The 23,202-nt window shown below is 66.3% G+C and carries 2 protein-coding genes and 2 pseudogenes; all 4 read left to right on the top strand.

Annotation, left to right across the window (positions count from 1 at the left end; all coding sequences use genetic code 11):
• Positions 1-49: 49 nt before the first annotated feature.
• The gene (locus ACQKP2_RS05125; protein WP_427574877.1) at positions 50-13,996 is read left to right on the top strand and encodes a non-ribosomal peptide synthase/polyketide synthase; all 13,947 of its coding nucleotides are present in this window, start codon (positions 50-52) and stop codon (positions 13,994-13,996) included.
• A gap of 93 nt (positions 13,997-14,089) precedes the next feature.
• Positions 14,090-15,442: pseudogene (locus tag ACQKP2_RS05120) on the top strand (condensation domain-containing protein); the annotation flags it as partial.
• A gap of 120 nt (positions 15,443-15,562) precedes the next feature.
• A pseudogene (locus ACQKP2_RS05115) lies at positions 15,563-16,891 on the top strand (amino acid adenylation domain-containing protein); the annotation flags it as partial.
• Entirely contained in the window at positions 16,877-23,200 is a 6,324-nt protein-coding gene (locus tag ACQKP2_RS05110) for an amino acid adenylation domain-containing protein (RefSeq protein WP_427574911.1), read from the top strand. The pseudogene ACQKP2_RS05115 and the gene ACQKP2_RS05110, both read left to right, overlap by 15 nt.
• Positions 23,201-23,202 lie beyond the last annotated feature (2 nt).

Here is a 23,202-nt window from a genome sequence, read left to right as displayed (position 1 = left end):
ACCGCACAGATCGCCGCGCCGTCACCCCTTTTTTTGCAGGACGCTTTAAATGACCACCGAAAAAACCAGCAGCAACCCGATCGAAGACATCTACCCCCTGTCACCGTTGCAGCAAGGGATGCTGTTCCACTCCCTGCTGCACGAAGATTCCGGCGTGTACCTGATGCAGGACCGCTACCGCATCGGGGGTGCCATCGATGAAGCGCTTTTCCTGGAGTCGTGGCGCCAGGTGGTGGCGCTGCACCCGTCCCTGCGTGCCAGTTTCCAGTGGAAAACCCAGAAGCAACCGGTGCAGGTGATCCACCGCGAGGTCAAGGTGCCGCTGGACACAATCGACTTGCGCGGGCTTGCGCCCCATGAGCAGGAAGCACGTATCCGTGCCCTGCTGGCCGACGAACAGAAAACCGGTTTCAACCTGTCGAAGCCGCCGCTGATCCGCTTCCGTCTGGTGCGCCTGGCCGACGAGTCCTACGAATTCATCCGCAGCTTCCACCACATCCTGATGGATGCCTGGTGTATCTCCCTGGTCACCGTGGATTTCCTCAAGGTCTACGAAGCGCTGTGCAACGACCACACGCCGCAGCTCAAGAGCCCGCGCCCGTTTCGCGATTACATTCAGTGGCTGCAACGCCAGGATGCAGGCAAGGCCGAACAGTTCTGGCGTGGCCAGCTGCAGGGGCTCAATGCGCCGACGCCGTTGACCGTGGACAACGGCGTGACCCGCGACCGCTACACGGACGCCGTCTTGGTGGACGATCAACTGATTCGCCTGAGCGAGCAGGAAACCCAGGCCCTGGCGAGCTTCTGCCGCAGCAACCGGATCACCCCGAACACCTTCTTCCAGGGTGCCTGGTCGTTGCTGTTGTCGCGCTACAGCGGCCAGCGTGACGTGCTGTTCGGCGTTACCGTGGCCGGCCGCCCGGCGGAATTGACCGGCGTGGCGGAGATGATCGGCCTGTTCATCAATACCCTGCCGTTGCGGGTCTCGGTAGACCCCGAGGCGCCCCTTGACCAGTGGCTTGGCGCCCTGCAAGGGCTGAACGTCGACATGCGCGACTATGAGCACACGCCGCTGACCGACATTCAGGGCTGGAGCGATTTCCCCCGTGGCGAAACCCTGTTCGACAGCATTCTGGTGTTCGAGAACGCGCCCATCGACGAGCAGATTCTGGAGGGTGGCTTCCAGTTCAGCCTCGATGGCATGGACCACAGCGTGCACACCCACTACGGCCTGACCGTGGTGATCTTGCCTGAAGCCGAGCTGGGCATTCGCGTGTCCTACGACCGCGAACGCTTCGAGGCTGCCACCGTCCAGCGCCTGCTCGGTCACCTGGCCAGCCTGGTGCGCGGCATGCTCGCCGCCCCGAACGCCAGGCTGGGCAGCTTCGAACTGCTGGCCGAAGACGAACGCCGGCAAATGCTCGGCGAGTGGGCCGTCAACCCGCATGCTTTCCCGCTGGAGCAAAGCTACGCGCAGCTGTTCGCCGAACAGGTTGCCCAACGTGGCGATCAGCTGGCCGCGATCTGCGACGGCGAATCCCTGACCTACACCGAGCTGGATCGCCGCGCCACCCGTCTGGCCCATGCCCTGCGCGATGCCGGCGCCGGCGAGGACCGCTTGGTCGCGCTGGTCGCCCCTCGTGGCCTGTCGCTGCTGACCATGATGATCGCCGTGTTCAAGGCCGGCGCGGCGATGCTGCCGCTGGAGGTCAATCACCCGCCGGAACGCCTGCGCGAAATCCTCAACCTGTCCCGCGCACCGCTGCTGGTGGCCAGCGAAGGTTGCAATGGCCTGCTCGATCAACTGCTCAGCGGCCTCGATCACGCCCCCACGGCATTGTGCGCCGAAGCCTGCTGGCGGACCGGCAACCATGCGCCGTTGCCGCTGCTCGGTAGCCCCGACAGTCTTGCCTATGTGTTGTTTACCTCCGGTTCCACCGGCACACCCAAAGGCGTGATGATCGAACAACGGGGCATGCTCAATAACATCTACGGCAAGGTCCCGGCCCTGGGCCTGAACGCCGATGACCGCATCCCGCAGACCGCCTCGGTGGCCTTCGATATTTCCGTGTGGCAGTTCCTCGCCGCACCGGTGCTGGGCGCCACGGTTCATATCCTGCCGGATGAAGTGGCCCACGATCCGCAACGCCTGCTGCAAGTGCTGGCCAGCGAACGCCTGAGCGTGCTGGAAATCGTCCCCAGCCTGATGCGCACCCTGCTCGCGCTGTGCCCGTGCGACCTGCAACTGCCTGACCTGCGCTGGGTGCTGCCGACCGGCGAAGCCCTGCCGCCGACCGTGGCCCGCGACTGGTTCGCGCGCTTCCCGAACATTGCCCTGATGAACGCCTACGGTCCCGCCGAATGCGCCGACGATGTGGCGTTCCAGCCGATTTTCGAAGCGCCGGATGCCGACGTCAGCCACATGCCCATCGGCCAGCCGACCGCCAACAACCGCTTGTATGTGCTGGACGAGGCCTTGCGCCCGGTGCCGGTCGGCGTGGCCGGGGAGATCTGTGTCGGTGGTGTCGGTGTCGGCCGTGGCTACCTGCACGATCCGCAACGCAGCGCAGACGCCTTCATCGATCACCCGACACTCCAGGGACGCCTCTACCGCACCGGCGATTTGGGACGCTGGCGCGCCGATGGCGTGATCGAATACCTGGGCCGTCGCGACCAGCAGGTCAAGCTGCGCGGCCACCGCATCGAACTGACGGAAATCGAACATCGCCTGGCCCAGCACCCGAACGTGCGTGAAGCCGCCGTTCTGCTGCGCGAGAACAGCGTCGGCGAAGCCTGGCTGGTGGCTTACTGGTCGGCCCATGACGAGAGCCTGGGCAGCGATGGCCCGAGCGGCCAGTTAGGCGAGCATCTGCGCACGCAACTGCCGCCGTACATGGTGCCGGCAGCGTTTGTCTGCCTGGAACGCCTGCCGCTCAATGCCAACGGCAAGGTCGACCGCAAGGCCCTGGCCGCCAAAGAACTGGACTGGCAGGCCGACGCCCTGGAAAGCATCGCCCCGCGCAACGAACTGGAAGCGGCCGTGGCCAAGGTCTGGGCCGAGGTACTGGGCCGCGACAACGTCGGCGTGGAAGACAACTTCTTCACCCTCGGCGGGCACTCGCTGCTGGCCACGCAAATCGTTGCGCGCCTGCGGGCGCACTTCAAACTCGACCTGCCCTTGCGTGTGCTGTTCGAACACCCCACGGTCGCGTTGCTGGCCGTGGCGATTGCCGCCCGCCAGGCCGACGCTGCCGCGCCGCAAGCCAACAACAGCCAAGGACCGCAAGCCCAGCCACGGCCGGCGCTGCTGCCGCTGTCGTTCTCGCAACAACGCCTGTGGTTCATCGAACAACTGACACCGGGCACCACGCTGTTCAACATCCCGTTCGCCCTGCACTTGAAAGGCGAGCTGAATGTCGACGCCCTGCACGCCAGCCTCAACGATCTGCTGGCACGCCATGAAATCCTGCGCACCGGCATCCGCAGCACCGATGGCGTGCCTTGCCAGCACATCAGCCAATCGCTGAGCATCGAATTGCCGTTCGACGACTTGTCCGCGCTGGCGGCCACCGCCCGCGAAGGCGCGCAGTTCAGTGCCCTGCAAGGCACCTTCGAGCAACCGTTCGATCTGAGCCATCCGCCGCTGTTGCGTGCACGCCTGCTGCGCCTGGCGCCACAGGAGCACGTACTGGGCATTGCCTTGCATCACCTGGTCTCCGACGCCTGGTCGGCGACCATCGCCCTGCGCGAACTGGCCCTGGGTTATGAAGCCCGTTGCAACGGCAAGTCGGCCGAGCTGCCGGCATTGCCGGTGCAATACGCCGACTTCGCCCTGTGGCAACGCGAGCACCTGCAAGGTGCCGAGCTCAAGCGTCAGCTCGACTACTGGACCCGTACCCTGGACCGCAGCAACAGCGAAAGCAGCCCGTTGCTGGCGCTGCCGACCGATCTGGCGCGGCCGTCGGTGCAGACCTATCGCGCCGGCATCGTACAGCGTGAACTCGGCGCCGACCTCAGCGCGCGGGTGCAGGCTTTTGCCAGTCGTCTGGGCACCACGCCCTTCACGGTGTTGTTCGCCGGCTTCGCCGTGCTGATGCACCGTCTGAGCGGCGATGCCACGGTGCTGATCGGCACTCCGGTGACCCACCGTGAACAACCGGGCACCGAAGGCCTGCTCGGCATCCTGCTGAACAACCTCGCCATACGCGCCGATTTCGCACCCCAGGCCGATTTCACCGCACTGGTGGAGCAAGTGGCCCTGCGCCTGCGTGAAGGCTTGCAGCATCAGGACCTGCCCTTCGAGCAACTGGTCGACAGCCTGCAACTGCCGCGCAGCCTCAGCCACGCGCCGCTGTATCAGGTGATGGTGGCCCAGCAACTGGCCATGGAATCGCGCCTGCGCTTCCCCGGCCTTGAGTTCGAAGCCCTGGACACTCCGCTGAAACAGTCCGAGTGCGACCTGGACCTGCACGTGCTGTGCCCGGCCAATGCGCCGATCCAGCTGGAGCTGATGTACGCCCTGGACCTGTTTGTCGCCGACAGCGCGCGCCAGACCCTCGCCCGCCTGGAGCATCTGCTCGAACACATGATTGCCGAACCGCAACGCCCGGTGGCCGCCCTGCCGCTGCTGATGCCTGAGGAATGGCAACGCACCGTGGTCGAGTGGAACCGCACCGACATGGACGTGCCTCGGCACCTGACCTTCGCCCAACTGTTCGAACAGCAGGCCGAACGCACTCCGGACCGCGACGCCCTGTGCTTCGAAGGGCGCAGCCTGAGCTACGGCGAACTCAATCGCCGGGCCAACCAGGTCGCGCATTACCTGCGCAGTCGCGGGGTGGTGGCCAACCGCCCGGTGGCCCTGTGCGTGGAACGCTCGCTGGAGCTGTTGATCGGCCTGCTGGGCATTCTCAAATCCGGTGGTGCCTACGTGCCGCTCGACCCGACCTACCCGGTCGATCGCCTGGCCTACATGCTCGAAGACGCGCAACCGGCGCTGTTCCTCGGCCAGCAAGGGCTGCTGGAGCAGCTTGGCAGCGACTTGCCGCGCCTGCGCCTGGACACCGACGCCGCCCTGTTCGCCGCGCAGCCCGATGACAACCTTGCGCCACTGGCCGGGCCGGACGACCTGGCCTACATCATGTACACCTCCGGTTCCACCGGTAAGCCCAAGGGCACGCTGGTCACCAACGGCTCGGTGGTCAACCTGGCCTGGGCGCGCATTCACGGCCTGTACCGGCGCTACACCGACCAGCCGATGCGCACCAGTTTCAACTACTCGTTCGCGTTCGACAGTTCGGTGGCCGAGCTCATCCTGCTGCTCGATGGCCACAGCCTGTACCTGACGCCCGAAGATGTGCGCTACGACCCCGAGGCACTTGCACGGTTTTTCCGCGATACACGCCTGGACGCGTTCGAATGCACCCCGGCACAGCTCAAGGCGCTGCTCGAAAGCGACGGCGTGCGTCGTGGCCAGGTGTACCTGCCGCGCTTCGTGCTGTTCGGTGGCGATGCCGTGGACGCACAACTGTGGCAGCGCCTGCCGTCGATTGCCGGCAGCCGCTTCTTCAACACCTACGGTCCGACCGAATGCACGGTGGACGCCACCGGCTGCGCTGTGGACGACTTCCCGGCACGGCCGATCATCGGCCGCCCTATCGCCAACGTGCGCACCTATGTACTCGATGCCTGGCTCAACCCGATGCCGGCGGGCGTGCCGGGTGAACTGCACATTGGTGGCGCCGGCGTGACCCTGGGCTACCTCAACCGCGCCGAGCAGACGGCGAAAGTCTTCATTGACGATCCGTTCTCGCCGCTGCCGGGCGCGCGCATGTACAAGACGGGCGACCTGGTGCGCTGGTTGCCCGACGGCAATATCGAATACCTGGGACGCATGGACCATCAGGTGAAAATCCGTGGCTTCCGGGTCGAGCTTGGGGAAATCGAAGCCCTGATCGGCGCCCAGCCCGGCGTGCGCCAATCGGTGGTGCTGGCCCGCGAGGACGTACCCGGCGACAAGCGCCTGGTGGCCTATGTCACCTGTGATGCCCAGGCCGACATCGACGCCTGGCGCAAAGCCATCGGCGCCGCCCTGCCCGACTACATGGTGCCTTCGGCCTTCGTGGTGCTCGATGAGCTGCCGCTGACCGACAACGGCAAACTCAACCGCAAGGCCCTGCCGGCCCCGGACATTCAATCCGCGCCGGACGCCCAGGACCTGCCGCGTACCCTCGCCGAGCAACAATTGGCGGCGCTGTGGTCCGAACTGCTCAACGTGCCGTTGACGCAGATCGGTCGCGACAGCCACTTCTTCTACCTGGGCGGTCACTCGCTGCTGGCGGCGGTGCTGTTTGCCCGCCTGCGCCAACAGTTCGCCACGGTTCCGGCGCTGCGCTCGGTGTTCGAACACCCGACGCTGGAGGCCCTGGCCGCGCTGTTGGGCGAACCGCTGCAAGCCCCGGCCGCGACCTGGACCAAGGCACAACGCCCGAGCCGCCTGCCGCTGTCCTTCGAACAACAGCGCCTGTGGTTCCTCGAACAGTTGAGCGCCGACGGCGGCGAGTACAACGTGGTCAGCGCCGTGCAATTGGACGGTGAACTGAACGTTGCGGCCCTGCAATCGGCCTTGAACGCCGTGGTCGCGCGCCATGAGAGCTTGCGCAGCCGCATCGTGCGCGAGGCCGACGGCGAACTGGCGCTGGTGATCGAGCCGCAAGCGGACGTCACGCTGCGTCTGGCCCCGCTGGAGGCAAGCAGCGATGAAGTCTGGCAACAGCTGACCGACGAGGCGATCCATGCCGAGACCGGCCACCGCTTCGACCTGGCCAACCAGATTCCGCTTCGCGCCACGCTGATTCAGCGCCGTGGCCAGCCTCAGGCGTTGTTGCTGCTCAATGTGCATCACTGCGCCACCGACGACGCGTCCAGCCAGAACCTGCTCGATGAGCTGGCGCGTTTCTATGACGCCCATTGCCAGGGCGCCGTTGCCGAGTTGCCGGACCTGGCCCTGCAATACCCCGACTACGCGCTCTGGCAGCGTGAACCGGGGCAGCAGGCGCGGTTCACCGAGCAACTGGACTACTGGCGCACGCAACTGGAGGACGGTGACTACCTGCTGGACCTGCCGACCCGACAGGCTCGCCCACATCAGCTCGACCCGGTCGCCGGCGCGGTGCAGCTGCAATTGCCGCAGGAGCTGACCGTACGCTTGCGCCAATTCGCCCAACAACGCGGCGCCACCCTGTACATGCTGATGCTCGGAGCCGCGCAATTGCTGCTGGGGCGTCATGCCAACCAGCGCGATGTGCGTTTCGGCAGCCCGGTCGCCCAACGTCCGCTGGCCGAGTTGCAGCCGCTGATCGGTTGCTTCGTCAACTCCGTGGTCATGCGCAGCGACCTCGATCCGGCGTTGAGTTTCGAGGGTCTGCTCAGCCAGGTTCGCGACCGCGTACTGGACGCCCAGCAACATCAGGACGTGCCGTTCGACCAGGTGGTCGAAGCCTTGAATCCGTCCCGTAGCCTCGCTCAAACGCCACTGTTCCAGGTGCTGTTCGTGATGCAGAACGCCGATGCGTCCGCCGGCCAGTGGCCGCAGTTGCAGGTGCGTGAGCGCGCGGTAACGGCGCAATCGGCCAAGTACGACCTGAACTGGGAAGTGCATGACGGCGAGGAGCTGTCGGTGCTGCTCGAATACCGTGCCGCGCTGTTCAGCGAGAGCACCGTCAAGGCCTGGCTGGATCAGTGGCAACAATTGCTGGAAACCATGCTCGACGCGCCGCAGACTCGCCTCGGTGACTGGTCACCGTTGACTGAAACCCAGCGTCGGCAACAGCTGATCGAGTGGAACGCCACCGAGCGTCACTACACCGGCCCGAGCAACCTGCACACGGCCCTCAGCCAGCAGGCGGCCCTGACGCCGAATGCTCCGGCACTGGTGTTCGAAGGCCAGCGCCTGAGCTACGCCGAGCTGGATCAGCGCGCACAGCAGTTGGCCCGTGCCCTGCGTGCGGCCGGGGTCGGTCGCGAGACGATTGTTCCGGTGTGCATGGAGCGCTCGGTGGAGATGGTCGTCGCCCTGCTCGGCATCGTGCATGCCGGTGCGGCATGGCTGCCGCTCGATCCCGAGTTGCCGGCGGCGCGCCTGGCCTTCCTCATCGAAGATGCCGATGCGCGCATCACCCTGACCCAACCACAGTGGCTGTCGCGCCTGCCGGCCGGGCACGACGCCTGGACCCTCGACGCGTTGCCACAGGCACCTGCGGCCGAGCCGCTGAGCGTGGAGCCAAACGACCTGGCCTACGTGCTCTACACCTCCGGTTCCACCGGCCAGCCCAAAGGCGTGATGAACGAACATGGCGCCTTGATGAACCGCATCCACTGGATGCAGGACGCCTTCCCGATTGGCCCGAACGACCGCGTGTTGCAGAAGACGCCGTACAGCTTCGACGTGTCGGTGTGGGAGTTCTTCTGGCCGCTGATCACCGGCGCCACGCTGGTGGTTGCCCGCCCGGACGGCCATCGCGACCCGGCCTACCTCAGCCAGTTGATCCAGCAGGAACAGGTCACCATCCTGCACTTCGTGCCATCGATGCTGCGCGCCTTTGTCGAAGAGCCGAGCCTTGAGCACTGCCACAGTCTGCGGCAGGTGTTCGCCAGCGGCGAAGCGCTGCCGGCGGATCTGGTGCGGCGTTTCATGGGCAGCCACCCGGCGGCGCTAATCAACCTGTACGGCCCGACCGAAGCGGCCATCGACGTGTCGGTGTGGCGTTGCTCGCAAGACGACGTAATCGTGCCGATTGGCAAACCGATCGCCAACCTGCGCCTGTACATCCTCGATGCTTCGATGCAGCCATTGCCCATCGGCAGCATCGGCGAGCTGTACATCGGCGGTGTCGGCGTGGCCCGTGGCTACCTCAAACGCCCGGAACTGACCGAGGAGCGCTTCCTCGAAAGCCCGTTCATCGAGGGTGATCGCCTGTACCGCACCGGCGACCGCTGCCGCTTCCTCGCCGATGGCAACATCGAATACCTCGGCCGCCTGGATCATCAGGTGAAGTTGCGTGGCCAGCGTATCGAACTGGGTGAAATCGATGCCGTACTGTTGAAGCAGTCCGGCGTTCGCGATGCCGCGACCCTGTTGCTCGATCAGCGTCTGGTGAGTTTCTGGTGCGGCGACGCCGATGAAAGCGCCCTGCGTGCGGCCTTGAACGACAACCTGCCGGCGCACATGGTGCCGGGCCTGCTGGTGCAGCTGGACAACCTGCCGCTCAACAGCAACGGCAAGCTCGACCGCAAGGCGCTGGCTGCCACGGCATTGCCTGAAACACACCTTGACCGACCTCAGACGGCACCGCGCAACGCCACTGAAACGGTGCTGTGCGAGCTGTTCAGCGAACTGCTGGAATGCCCGTCGGCAGGCATCGAAGACCACTTCTTCCAACTCGGTGGTCACTCGTTGCTAGCCACTCGCCTGGTCGCGCGGGTGCGTGAACGTCTTGGCGCAACGCTGCCGTTGGCAGTGGTGTTCGCCCAGCCGACCGTAGCGGCATTGGCCGATCACCTGCGGGCGGCACTGCCCGGCGAAACGATCAGAGCGCAGTCGCGTCCGACGCGGTTGCCGCTGGGTCTGGCACAACAGCGGTTCTGGATGCTCGGCCGACTGGTAGCGGATTCGCGCGAATACCACATGCCGTTTGCCCTGACCCTGCGTGGCGATCTTCAGATCGATGCCTTGAGCAAGGCGTTCGAACAGGTCAGCCAGCGCCATCTGGTGCTGCGCAGCCGTATCGTCGAAGTCGATGGCGAGGCGCAATTGCTGATCGACGAACAGGGTCCGGCGCTGGCCGTTGATTGCGTGGCCACAGCAGACTGGACAGCGGCCTGCGCGCATGCCGAAGACGCCTTGATGGCGCCTTTCGACCTGGCGGGCGCCGCGCCTTGGCGGGCTCACCTGTTGCAACGCCAGGACAGCGACGAAAGCCGCCTGCTGGTGTGCCTGCACCACAGCGCCACCGACGGCTGGGCCATGCAACTGCTGATCGATGAGCTGAGCCAGGCCTATAGCGCCAACCTGCACGGGCAGGCACCGGACTGGGCCGCGCTGGAGATCGACTACGTCGACTTCGCCCTGTGGCAACAGCACCCGGACACCCAGGCCGGCCGCAGCGCCAGCCTGGACTACTGGAAAAACCACCTGGGCCAGGACGACTATCAACTCGACCTGCCGCTGGACCATCCGCGCGGCGCCGAAGCGGACCGCCGCGCCGGGCAACTGACGCTCAGCCTCGGCAGCGCACGTGCGGACGCCATTCGCCAATTCGCCCGTCAACGCGGCACCACCGCCTACGTGGTGCTGGCCAGTGCCTTGAGCGCCCTGCTCGCGCGCTACAGCGGCCAGCGCGAGATTCGCCTTGGCACGCCCGCCGATCAGCGCGATCAACCGCAAACCCAAGCCTTGCTGGCGTGTCTGGTGAACACCCTGGTGATCCACAGCGACGTCGATCAGCAGGCCCCCGGCGAGCAGTTGCTGGCCAACCTCGAAGCTGACCTGCGCGCGGCCCAGGCTCATGCCGACCTGCCGTTCGCCACGCTGGTGGGCGCCGTCGCGCAACGCCGCGACCTGAACCGCACGCCGCTGTTCCAGGTGATGTTCGCCCTCAACCACGGGCGCATGGACAGCCGTCAGTGGCCGGGCCTGACCATCGACGAGCAGATGCTGCCGGTGATCGATGCCAAGTTCGAACAGAGCTGGGAAGTCCAGGACGACGGCCGCGACATGATCCTCGCCCTCGAATACCAGTCGGCGCTGTTCGACGCGCACACCATGCAACGCTGGAGCGAGCAATGGTGCAGCCTGCTCGACGCGCTGGTCGCCGCACCGCAGCGGCCGCTGGTGGAGCTGTTCCCGCAACAGCAGGATCAGCAGCAACTGGATCGCTGGAACGCCACCGAGCGCCACTACTCCGGCCCGAGCAACCTGCACACGGCCCTCAGCCAACAGGCGGCCCTGACGCCGAACGCTCCGGCACTGGTGTTCGAAGGCCAGCGCCTGAGCTACGCCGAACTGGATCAGCGCGCACAGCAGTTGGCCCGTGCCCTGCGTGCGGCCGGGGTCGGCCGCGAGACCATCGTCCCGGTGTGCATGGAGCGTTCGGTGGAGATGGTCGTCGCCCTGCTCGGCATCGTGCATGCCGGTGCGGCGTGGCTGCCGCTCGATCCCGAGTTGCCGGCGGCGCGCCTGGCCTTCCTCATCGAGGACGCCGATGCGCGCATCACCCTGACCCAAGCGCAATGGCTGTCGCGCCTGCCGGCCGGGCACGACGCCTGGACCCTCGACGCGTTACCCACCGCACCCGCAGTCGAGACGCTGAACGTGGAGCCAAACGACCTGGCCTACGTGCTCTACACCTCCGGTTCCACCGGCCAGCCCAAGGGCGTGATGAACGAACACGGCGCCTTGATGAACCGCATCCACTGGATGCAGGACGCCTTCCCGATTGGCCCGAACGACCGCGTGCTGCAGAAGACGCCGTACAGCTTCGACGTGTCGGTGTGGGAGTTCTTCTGGCCGCTGATCACCGGTGCCACCCTGGTGGTTGCCCGTCCGGACGGCCATCGCGACCCGGCCTACCTCAGCCAGTTGATCCAGCAGGAGCGGGTCACCACCCTGCACTTCGTGCCGTCGATGCTGCGCGCCTTCGTCGAAGAACCGAGCCTGGCGCACTGCCACAGCCTGCGGCAGGTGTTCGCCAGCGGCGAAGCGCTGCCGGCGGATCTGGTGCGGCGTTTCATGGGCAGCCACCCGGCGGCGCTGATCAACCTGTACGGCCCGACCGAAGCGGCCATCGACGTGTCGGTGTGGCGTTGCTCGCAAGACGACGCGATCGTGCCGATTGGCAAACCGATCGCCAACCTGCGCCTGTACATCCTCGACGCGGCCCAGCAGCCGCTGCCCATCGGCAGCATCGGCGAGCTGTACATCGGCGGTGTCGGCGTGGCCCGTGGCTACCTCAAACGCCCGGAACTGACCGGGGAGCGCTTCCTCGAAAGTCCGTTCATCGAGGGTGATCGCCTGTACCGCACCGGCGACCGCTGCCGCTTCCTCGCCGACGGCAACATCGAATACCTCGGCCGCCTGGACCATCAAGTGAAGCTGCGCGGCCAGCGTATCGAACTGGGTGAAATCGATGCCGCACTGCTGAACCAGCCTGCGATCACCGGGGCCTGCACCCTGGTGCTCGATAACCGGCTGGTGGCCTTCTACAGCGGCAGTGCAGCGCAAGCGGATCTGGGCGCAGCGCTCGGCGCCGAGTTGCCGGCCTACATGGTCCCGACGGTGTGGGTCGAAGTACCGGCCCTGCCGCTGACCACCAACGGCAAGATCGACCGCAAGTCCCTGGCGGCCCTGCCGATGCCGGTGACCCAGGCGGATCACGTGGCACCACGCAACGAACTCGAAGCCCTGCTCTGCCGACTGTTCGGTGAGTTGCTGGGCGAGATGATGAGCGCAGGCCGCGAGGTCGGCACCTCGGACAGTTTCTTCGCCCTGGGCGGGGATTCGATTCTCGGCCTGAAGCTGATCTCGCGCTTGCGTGAACAGGGTTACGCGCTCACCCCCAAAGACCTGTTCCGCTCGCCGACCCCGGCGGCGCTGGCGCAGATCGCAAGCCCCTTGCAGAGCCTGGCCGAACAGGGCGACGTGACCGGTGCGATGCCGTTGATGCCCCTGCATCAATGGTTCTTCGACCAGCAACAGCCGCAAGCGGCGTATTGGAACCAGTCGGTGCTGGCCGACAGCGACCGTCGCCTGGAACCGGCGCTCGTACAGGCCACGCTGGATCGTCTGGTCGCCCACCATGACGCCCTGCGTCTGCGCTTCGCCGAAGTCGATGGCCAGTGGCAGGCGCATTTTGCCCCGGTGTCGCCAGCGTCCTTGACCTGTTGCGACCACCTGGAGCAACTGCAGGATGTCGCCCAGAGCCTCGACCTGCAAAACGGCCCGCTGTTCGCCGCCGCCCTGCTCGAAGGCCAGCCGCAACGCCTGTATCTGGTAGCGCACCACCTGGTGGTCGATGCGGTGTCCTGGACGCCGTTGCTGGAAGACTTCCAGCAGCTGTATCAGGGTCTGGAGCGTGGTGAAAACCCGAGCCTGCCGGCGAAAACCACGTCCTACGGGCAATGGGCAGAGCACCTGCACGCACACGCCGCCAAGGTCGGTGCCGAGCGAGGCTACTGGAACACCCAGGCGGCCGTGAGCGCGGCGCCAACGGCCACGGTCGCCGAGCGCCAGACCCTGTCGGCCCGCTGGGATGCGACCCGCACCCAGCAATGGCTGACCGAGTCCCACGCCGCCTATCGCACGCAACCGGAAGAGCTGCTGATCGCCGCCCTCGCCGCGACGCTGGCCGAAGCGCAAAGCCGTGCCGACATCGTGGTCGATCTGGAGCGCCACGGTCGCGATGCGCCGTTCGAAGGCCTGGATGTCAGCCGCACCGTCGGCTGGTTCACCACCCTTTACCCGTTGCGGGTCAACTCCAGCGGGGCCCCCGGTGAACGTGTGCGCAGCGCCAAGGAAGCCTTGCGCGGCGTACCGGGCCAGGGACTTGGCTACGGCTTGCTGCGCCAGCGCGGCGAATTGTCGGCCAGCCATGGCGATGTGCTGTTCAACTACCTGGGGCATGAGGCTTCGGCCGGTGGCTGGTTACGCGCCAGCCGCCTGACGCCACCGGCAGAAGTGGCCACGGCCAACCGGGTCACCCATGGCCGTGAAGTGGTGGCGTGGCTGGAGGACGGTGTGTTGCACATCCAGTGGCACAGCGTCACGCCGAGCGCCGACAGCCGCTTGCCCGCGCGCCTGCTGGAGCATCTGCAAGCGCTGGTCGAACACTGCCTGGACCCGCAGGCCGGGACGTTGATGCCATCGGACTTCCCGCTGGCCAAAGGCATGAACCAGGCCACCCTCGACACCCTGCTCAAACGCCTGGGGCCAAAGAAATGAGTCCCGCCATCGTCTAGTAGCTAGTAGCTGATTTCGGAGTGCGCCGTTCGCGGCGCACGTGCCCTTCGTTTTTCTGGATTGAACACCGCTGCCATGCATGACCAAATCGAAAACATCTATTCGTTGACTGCGCTGCAAAAAGGCCTGCTGTACCACGAGGCCTACGCCCCCGAGTCCCGGGTTTACTACCAGCAGATGAACATCGCCCTGGCTGGTGAACTCGACCTGGGCGCCTTTCGCCAGGCCTGGCACGCCCTGATGCAGCGCCACGCGGTGCTGCGCACGGCGTTCCTGTGGGAAGAACTGGACGATGCCTTTCAGGTCGTGCTCAAGGAAGCGGACCTGCCGCTGCGCGAAGTCGATTTGCGCGGCAATCCGCAGGGCCTGGCGGCGCTGGCGGCCGAGGATCATGCCCAGGCGTTCGAACTGGGCGCCGCGCCGCTGATGCGCCTGACCCTGGCACGTCTGGACGACCGCGACGGCCTGGCGCACTGGTCACTGCTGTGGACCCACCATCACCTGTTGCTCGATGGCTGGAGTGTCGGTTCGCTGCTGGCGGACTGGCGCGACCTGTACCGTGCGGCCCGGCGCGGTCAACAGGCGGTGCTGGACAGCGTGCGTCCGTTCCAGGACTACGTGGCTTACCTGAGTGAGCGCCCATCCGCCGATGATTTCTGGCGCGCCCGCCTGGCGGACTTCGCCAACACCACCCGCGTTCCCGAGTCCGATCCTCGCGGCCTGCTCGCCGACCCCGTCGAGGCGCACCTGCCCTGCACCGAGCATCTGAGCGTGCTGGATGCCGTGACCACCGCGCGCCTGAGCGGTTTCGCCCGGGACAACAACCTGACCGTCAACACCCTGCTGCAAGCGGCCTACGCCTATTTGCTGGGTCGTCATAACGGCAGCGATGAAGCCTTGATCGGCGTCACCGTGGCCGGGCGTCCACAGCGCCTGGGCGGCGTCGAGCGCATGGTCGGCCTGTTCATCAATACCTTGCCGCTGCGCGTGCGCTGGGACGATGCACCGACCGTGGGCCAATGGCTGGCGGGTATCCAGGACTGGAACGCCGAGATGCGTGAGCACGAACACACGCCGCTGGCCAGCCTGCGCGCATTGACCGCGCTGCCGCCCGGCGGTGAATTGTTCGAAGCGATCATGGTGTTCGAGAACTTTCCGTTCCCGCGCGAACTGGACCAGATCGACGATGGCCTGTTCGGCCTGCCCGATGCGGAACACAGCGCCCCCCTTCGCCACACCGGCGGGCGCAACAACTACCCGATGTCGTTGATCGCTTCGATGGAAGGCGACTGCCTGCATCTGCACCTGGTGCATCAGCGCAAGCGCCTGTCCGACGCCGCCGGCGCACGCCTGTTGCAGCAACTGGTCGCGCTGATCGAAGAACTGAGCCGCGATGCCGCACGCCCCCTGGCCGACGTTGCGCTGTGCCCGGCGCAGGAGCTGAACCTGACCCGCACCTGGGGCAACGGGGCAACGTTGCAATTGCCGGATGCCCCGCTGCATGAACTGATCACCGAGCAGGCTCGCCGCCATCCGGAACGCGAAGCCGTGCGCGACGCCCAGGGTGCGCTGAACTATGGCGAACTGCTGCAAGCCTCGACCGGGCTGGCCAACGCCTTGCGCCAGCGCGGCCTGCAACCGGGTGATCGCGTGGCCCTGGCCCTGCCACGCAGCAATGACGCGGTGGTCTCGCTGCTGGCGGTGATGCAGGCCGGCGGCTGCTTCCTGCCGCTGGACCTGGGCCAACCGGCCTCGCGCCTGGGTGCGCTGATGGCCAGCGCCGACGTGGACTTCATCATCGGTGCGCCGACCTTCGACACCGCCTCCGCCCAGGTGATCGACGCCGCGGCCCGCGCCACCGGCACTGACCTGCCGAGCGTGGACCCACAGGCCTGCGCCTACGTGATCTACACCTCGGGCTCCACCGGCACCCCCAAGGGGGTGCGCCTGTCCCACCGCGCCATCGTGGCCTATGTCAGCGGCATTCTCGCCGAGCTGGGTTGCGACGATGCCGAACAGCCGTGGCGCCATGCCCTGCTGTCGACCCTGGCGGCCGACCTTGGCTACACCCAGCTGTTCGGCGCCCTGGTCAGCGGCGGCAGCCTGCTGCTGGTGGACGATGACACCCGTGCCGACCCGAACGCCCTGGCGCAGTGCTTTGGCGCTTTCCCGCCGGATCTGGTCAAGCTCACGCCCAACCACTTGCAGGGCCTGCTCGCCGCACACCCCGACGCCGGCCTGCTGCCGCGCCGCGCCCTGCTGCTCGGCGGCGAAGCGTTGCAAGGCAGCTTGCTCGACACCGTGTTCGGCCTGTGCCCCGACCTTGCGGTCTACAACCACTATGGCCCGACCGAAAGCGCCGTGGGTATCTGCCTGTCGCGCATCGACCAGCCCCTGGACGGAGTCCAACCGCTGGGCCGTCCACAACCGAACCGCCAATTGCGCGTACTCGATGCTCAGGGCCATGCGGTGCCGGTGGGCATGCCGGGCGAACTGTGGGTCGGTGGCGAAGGTCTGGCCATCGATTACCTGGGCGATCCGGTCCAGACCGCAGCGCGATTCGCAGCCGTCGCCGACCTGCCGCGTGCCTACCGCACCGGCGACCGCGTGCGCTGGCTGGAGTCGGGTGAACTGGCGTTCCTGGGCCGCGTCGACAATCAGGTCAAACTGCGTGGCTACCGCATTGAACTGGGCGAGGTCGAAGCCCAGATCAAACGCCTGTCGAGCAATATCGAGCAGGTACTGGCGCGGGTCATCCAGCCGGCCAACGAAGCACCGCGCCTGATCGCCTGGCTGGTCGCCAGCACGTCCCTGTCGACCGACAAACTGCGCTCCGACCTCGCCCTGCGCGTGCCGGACTACATGGTGCCGGCGGATTTCGTCGCCCTCGATGCGATCCCGCTCAATGCCAACGGCAAACCGGACATCGCCCGCCTGCCGCTGCCCGATGCACCGGTCAGCCAGGACAACTACGTGGCGCCGCGCGATGCGGTGGAAACCGCCTTTGCCGAGATCTGGCAGGACGTGCTGCAAGTGGAGCGCGTCGGCATTCACGACAACTTCTTCGCCCTGGGCGGCGACTCGATTCTCAACCTGCAGATCATCGCTCGCGCCCACCAGCGCGGCATGAAGCTGACGCCCAAGCAATTGTTCGAAAACCGCACCATCGCCGACATTTCGGCGGTGATCAGCCAAGGGGCGAATTTCAGTCGCGAGGCCGCCAGCGTTGCACGCACAGTACCGCTGACAGCCGGCCAGCATGCCCGGATCGTAGCCGGCCCGCTGGTGTCGGACTGGCGTTGCGTGGCGCTTGACTCGCCGATCAGTGTCGAGGTGCTGAACCGCGCCGTGCAGGCCCTGCAACAGCAACACCGTGCGCTGCAGTCGGGTCTGTTCCAGCAGGCGGACGGTACCTGGTCGCAAAACCTTCCGGCGAACCCCAAACCGGCCGGCGCCAGCGTCCAGTCGTTGAACCTCGATGACGCCAATGCCCTGGCAGCGATCGCTGAACAGATCCACGCCTCGCTGGATCATGCCGCGGGCGAAGGCTGGCACGCCTGCCTTTCGCAACAGGGCGATGCCGTGCTGCTGGTCACCCACGCCCTGCGGCTGGACGCCGCTTCATGGGCCCTGCTGATGACCGACCTGGCGCTGGCCGTGGCCCAGGCGCAATACGACCGGGCAATCGAGTTGCCCCATCACGGCGGCCATCTCGATGAATGGGCCGAACATCAGCACAACCGCGCCAAGGATGAAGACGCACTGGAGTCGGCCTGGGAGTACTGGTTGCAACACGCCGGTGAACCCCTGCCGACCACCGCGCAAGCGGACGGCCCGGCGACGGTGCGCAGCGTGCACATCGATGCACCTCTCAATGCCCGCCTGAACCTGCTGCAACGCCGCAGCCATGCACCGTGGGCGTCGCTGGTGGCCACTGCCGTCGCCGCCGAACTGGCGCAACAATCCTCTACGCCGGACGTCTGGCTGAGCCTGGATCGCGGTCGTTGCGAGCGTGCACGCCTGTCGCTCGACAGCGCCTTGAGCCGTACCGATTTCGATCCGGCCACGGTCATTGGCGCCTTGAGCCACGGCGTGCCACTGCGCCTGAGCGTGACTCCGTCGGCCAGTGCCGCGCAGATGCTTGCCCAGGTCGACGCACAACTGGCCGCCGCACCGCATGCCGGTGACGACTACGGTGTGCTGCGCTACCTGGCCGACAACGACTACCTGCGCGAGCCGCTGTTGAGCCTGCCGCAGCCGACGGTGCACATCGCCATGGCTGGCCAATGGCAAGCCCATGAAGGACCGCTGGGTGATGTGATCGCCGCCAGCGCCCCCGTCGAGGCCGACGGGCTGACCCTTCATGTCAGCCTGCGACAGGATCAGTTGCACATCGAATGCCGCGGGGTCGACGCCGAACAGTGGGCGCGGGCCCTGGAACAGCGCCTGACGTTGCTGGCCGCGGACGCCGAACACGCTGTGCCTGGTGCCCATGCGTTCCCGTTATGCCGCGCTGCAGGACATGACCTCGACGCCCTGGGGGCGAACTTCGACTGGGCCGGGATCGACGACCTGCTGCCCCTGTCGCCGATGCAGGAAGGCATGCTGCTGCACACCCTGCTGCGTCCCAACAGCGGCATCTACCTGATGCAGCAACGTTACCGCTGGGACGGCGAGCTGGATCGCAGTGCCATCGAATATGCCTGGGCGCAACAATTGGCCCGCCACCCGATGTTGCGTACCGGTTTCTGGTGGCAGGACGGCAAGGCGGCGCTGCAATGCGTCTACCGCGACACCGACCCGGCCTTTGCCTGGTACGACTGGCGCGGCCTGGATGAAGCCAGTCGCCAACGCCAACTGGACGCCGTGCTGGATGCCGAATGCCGGCAGGGTTTCGACATGCGTCGCCCGCCGCTGACGTTCCTGCGGGTGTTCCAGGTCGCCGACCAGGAGTTCCTGATCGTGCGCAGCTTCCACCACATCCTCACCGACGCCTGGTGCTTCGGCCTGTTGATGGCCGACCTGTTCGCCCACTACCAGGCCCGCGTGCTGGGTCAACCCGCCGCGCGCCCGTTGCTGCCATCGTTCAGCAACTACATCCACTGGTTGCAGTGCCAGGACAACCGCGTTACCGAGCAGTTCTGGACCCGTGAACTGGCCGGTTTCAGTGCGCCGACGCCACTGGTGGTCGATCGCCCGGCCGTGTCCGAGCAAGCGGTCGAAACGGTGGCCAACCTCGATGTCACCCTGTCGATTGCCCAGACCCGTGCCCTGACGGCGCTGTGCCAACAGCACTCGCTCACGCCCAACACCTGGATTCAGGGGGCCTGGGCCTTGTTGCTGGCGCGCTACAGCGGCAGCGATGACGTGCTGTTCGGGGTCACGGTGTCGGGCCGTCCGACCGGGTTGCCCGGTGTCGAAGACATCGTCGGGCTGTTCATCAACAGCCTGCCGCTGCGGGTCAAGGTCGACGACTCGCAAGCGGTGCTGCCATGGCTGCAAGCACTGTTCGCGCACAACTTCGAATTGCGTGCCTACGAACATGCACCGCTGGTGGACATCCAGCGCTGGAGTGAGGTCGAGCATGGCCGGTCGCTGTTCGACAGCCTGGTGGTGTTTGAAAACGCACCGTTCGACGCCGGCCTGTCCGACCGTCAGGTGGACTTCAACGTCGACATCTATGAAGACCGCGTGCACACCAACTACCCGATGACCGTGGTGCTGTACCCCGGCGATCGCCTGGGGATTCGCCTGACCTACGATGCCGCGCGCTTCGACACCGACACCGTGCAGCGCATGCTCGGGCACTTGCGCCAGTTGCTCACGCAAATGGTCGAGCAACCCAATGCACCGCTGGCGTCGCTGTCGCTGTTGACCGGGGAGGAACACCAGACCGTGTTGGTGGACTGGAACCGCAGCGAAGTGGAATTCCCGCTGGATCAAACCTACGCGCAACTGTTTGCCCGCCAGGTGGCAGCGAATCCACAGCGTATTGCCGCCGTCTGCGGTACCGAGCGCCTGAGCTACGCCGAGCTGGATCAGCGCTCCACTCGCCTGGCCCGTGCGCTGCAGGAAACCGGCGCCGGGCGCGACACGCTGGTGGCCCTGGCCGGCGAACGCGGCCTGCCGTTGCTGTGCATGATGATCGCCGTGCTCAAGGCCGGAGCCGCCTACCTGCCGCTGGACATCAAGCATCCGCCACAACGCCTGGCGGAAATCCTCGAACTGTCGGGGGCAGCGATTCTGCTGACCAGCGCCAGCGCCGATGCCGTCATCGACCCGGCACTGGCCAACAGCACGGCCACACCGCGACGCCTGCGCACCGAATCGCTGTGGCTGAGCGGCGACGCCCTGCCGTTGGCGGTCAGCGGCTGCCCGGACGATCTGGCCTATGTGATCTTCACCTCCGGCTCCACCGGCACGCCCAAAGGCGCGATGGTCGAGCAACGGGGCATGCTCAACAACATTTTCGGCAAGGTCCCGACCCTGGGCCTGTCCAACGACGACCGGATCGCCCAGACCGCTTCCCCGGCGTTCGACATTTCGGTGTGGCAGTTCCTCGCCGCCCCGATCCTCGGCGCTACCGTGCACATTCTGCCGGACGCAGTCGCCCATGATCCCGAGCGCCTGCTGCACGCGTTGGAGGAGCAACAGCTGTCGGTGCTCGAGGCCGTGCCGACCATGATCCGCGCCCTGCTCGACCTGGCCGGGGCCGATACGCAGCTGTCGGCCCTGCGCTGGTTGCTGCCCACCGGCGAAGCCCTGCCGCCGGCCCTGGCCCAGGCCTGGCTGGATCGCTTCGCCCATGTGCCGCTGATGAACGCCTACGGCCCGGCCGAGTGTTCCGACGACGTGGCCTTCCACCCGTTGACCCGGGTGCAGGGTGAAACCGGCAACGCCATGCCGATTGGCCGACCGACTGCCAACAATCGCCTGTACCTGGTGGATGCGGCCCTGCGCCCGGTGCCAGTGGGTGTACCGGGTGAAATCTGCGTCGGCGGTGTCGGCGTCGGTCGTGGCTACCTCAACGACCCGGATAAAACCCGCGCCGCGTTTGTCGACCATCCCTTCGAGCCCGGCGCCCGTTTTTACCGCACCGGCGACCTGGGGCGCTGGCGCGCGGACGGGGTGATCGAGTTCCTCGGTCGTCGCGACCAGCAGGTGAAAATCCGTGGTCACCGCATCGAACTGGGGGAAATCGAGGATCATCTCGGTCGTCATCCGGCGGTGCAAGCGGTGGCGGTGATCGTCAACGCCGACCAGCGTGGCGACCTGCAACTGGTCGCTTACTGGGTGGGTGATGACACACCGCTGGCCGTGCTGCGTGAATGGCTGGGCCAACGCCTGCCGTCGTACATGGTGCCGGCCCACTGGCAACGACTGGAGGCGCTGCCACAGAACGCCAACGGCAAGGTCGACCGCAAACAGCTGAGCGCCCGTGCGCTGGACAACCACGGCTTGACCGAGCAACGGCCACTCGCCAGCGCCACCGAGCAGCAACTGGCGGCGATCTGGACACAGATTCTGAACGTGGCATCCATCGGTGCCGACGATAACTTCTTTGCCCTCGGCGGACATTCGCTGCTGGCAACGCTGGTGGTCTCGCGCATCCGCAGCCAGCTCGCGGTGGAATTGCCGCTACGTGCGGTGTTCGATCATCCGGTGCTGGAGAACCTTGCCCGCGCCATCGACCAGGCACGCTTGCAGGCGGCCCCGGCGAGCCTGCCCGCGATCACCCCTGCCGATCGTACGCAGCCGCTGCCACTGTCGTTCGCCCAGCAACGCCTGTGGTTCCTGGAACAGCTGAATCCGGGCTCCAGCGGCTTCAACATCCCGTTCGCCCTGACCCTGACCGGCGCACTGAACGTCGAGGCCCTGCGCCTGGCCTTCGAACGGCTGGTGGCCCGCCATGAAGTACTGCGCAGCACGGTACACAGCGACCATGGCCAGCCCTGGCAACGCATCGAGGCGGCGCAGGCGTTCGCCCTGCCCGTCACCGATCTGCAACCGGTCACGCTTCAGGAGCCAGCCATCGAGGCGCAATTGGCCGAGGTCTTCGACCAACCCTTCGACCTGACGCAGTCGCCCCTGATCCGCGCGCGCCTGTTGCAGCTCGATGGACAAACCCATGTACTGGCCATCGCCCTGCACCACATTGCCGTGGACGCCTGGTCCATCGCGCAACTGGTGGAGCAACTGGCCAGCGACTACACAGGTTCTGGCGGCGCAGCGGCCGCCACTGAAGCGCCGGCCCTGCAATACGCCGACTTCGCCGTATGGCAACGCACGCACCTGCCAGGCCCGGTCTGGCAAACCCAGCTGGCTTACTGGCGCCGACAGTTGCAGGACACCCCTGCGCCGCTGTTGCTGCCAGGTGCCCGCAGCGACCAGCAAAGCCAGGGCCATGAGGGTTGCGGGCGTCATCGCAGCCGCCTGCCGACAGCGCTGGCCAGGGCCATCGGCGAGTTGGCCACGGCTCGCGAGGCATCGCCGTTCATGGTGCTGCACAGTGCGTTGAATGTGTTGCTGTATCAGCAGACCGGACGCGAGGACTTGCTGGTCGGTACCGACATCGCCAACCGTCACCTGCAACAGACCGAAGACATGGTCGGCTTCTTCGTCAACCAGTTGGTGCTGCGTTGCCGTGTCACGTCGCAACAGACCTTCGCGCAACTGCTCGACGAATCGCGGCGGGTGGCGCTGGATGCCTTTGCCCATCAGGACCTGCCGTTCGATGCCTTGGTGGCCGATCTGCTGCCGCAGCGCGATGCGCGGTATACGCCGTTCTTCCAGGTCAAACTGGTGGTGCAAAACACCCGTCAGCAAGACCTCCGGTTGCCGGGCCTGGTGATCAGCGAGCGGGAACTGCAACCGCAGGCCGCGGATGTCGACCTGCTGATCAACGTGGTGGATGACGGCGAAGGGTTGCTGGTGGTGTACGACTACGACACCCGTCGCTACGCCCGTGCCGGTATCGAACTGCTGGACAGCCTGTTCACCTGCCTGCTCGAACAGTTGCTGCGCAATGCCGATGCCAGTGTCGAGCAGCTGCTGGCGCCCCTCAACCAGCTGCAACAGGCCCGCCGCGATCAGGCCCAGGCCGCATTGCGCGAAGCCGGCAACGCCCGTCAGAGCACCCTGGGCCAGGCCCGCCGCCGCAGCGTCGTGAAGGATGCCGAACAATGACC

Origin of the sequence: Pseudomonas sp. NPDC089569 (assembly GCF_050280625.1) — a bacterium.
In the GTDB taxonomy this organism is placed as follows: Bacteria; Pseudomonadota; Gammaproteobacteria; order Pseudomonadales; family Pseudomonadaceae; genus Aquipseudomonas.
This window is presented reverse-complemented; position numbering and strand designations above follow the sequence as displayed.

Excerpts from the sequence above, each read along its gene's own strand:
- ACQKP2_RS05125 (WP_427574877.1), top strand. The coding sequence starts at position 50 with ATGACCACCGAAAAAACCAGCAGCAACCCGATCGAAGACATCTACCCC.
- ACQKP2_RS05110 (WP_427574911.1), top strand. The coding sequence starts at position 16,877 with ATGGTGCCGGCGGATTTCGTCGCCCTCGATGCGATCCCGCTCAATGCC.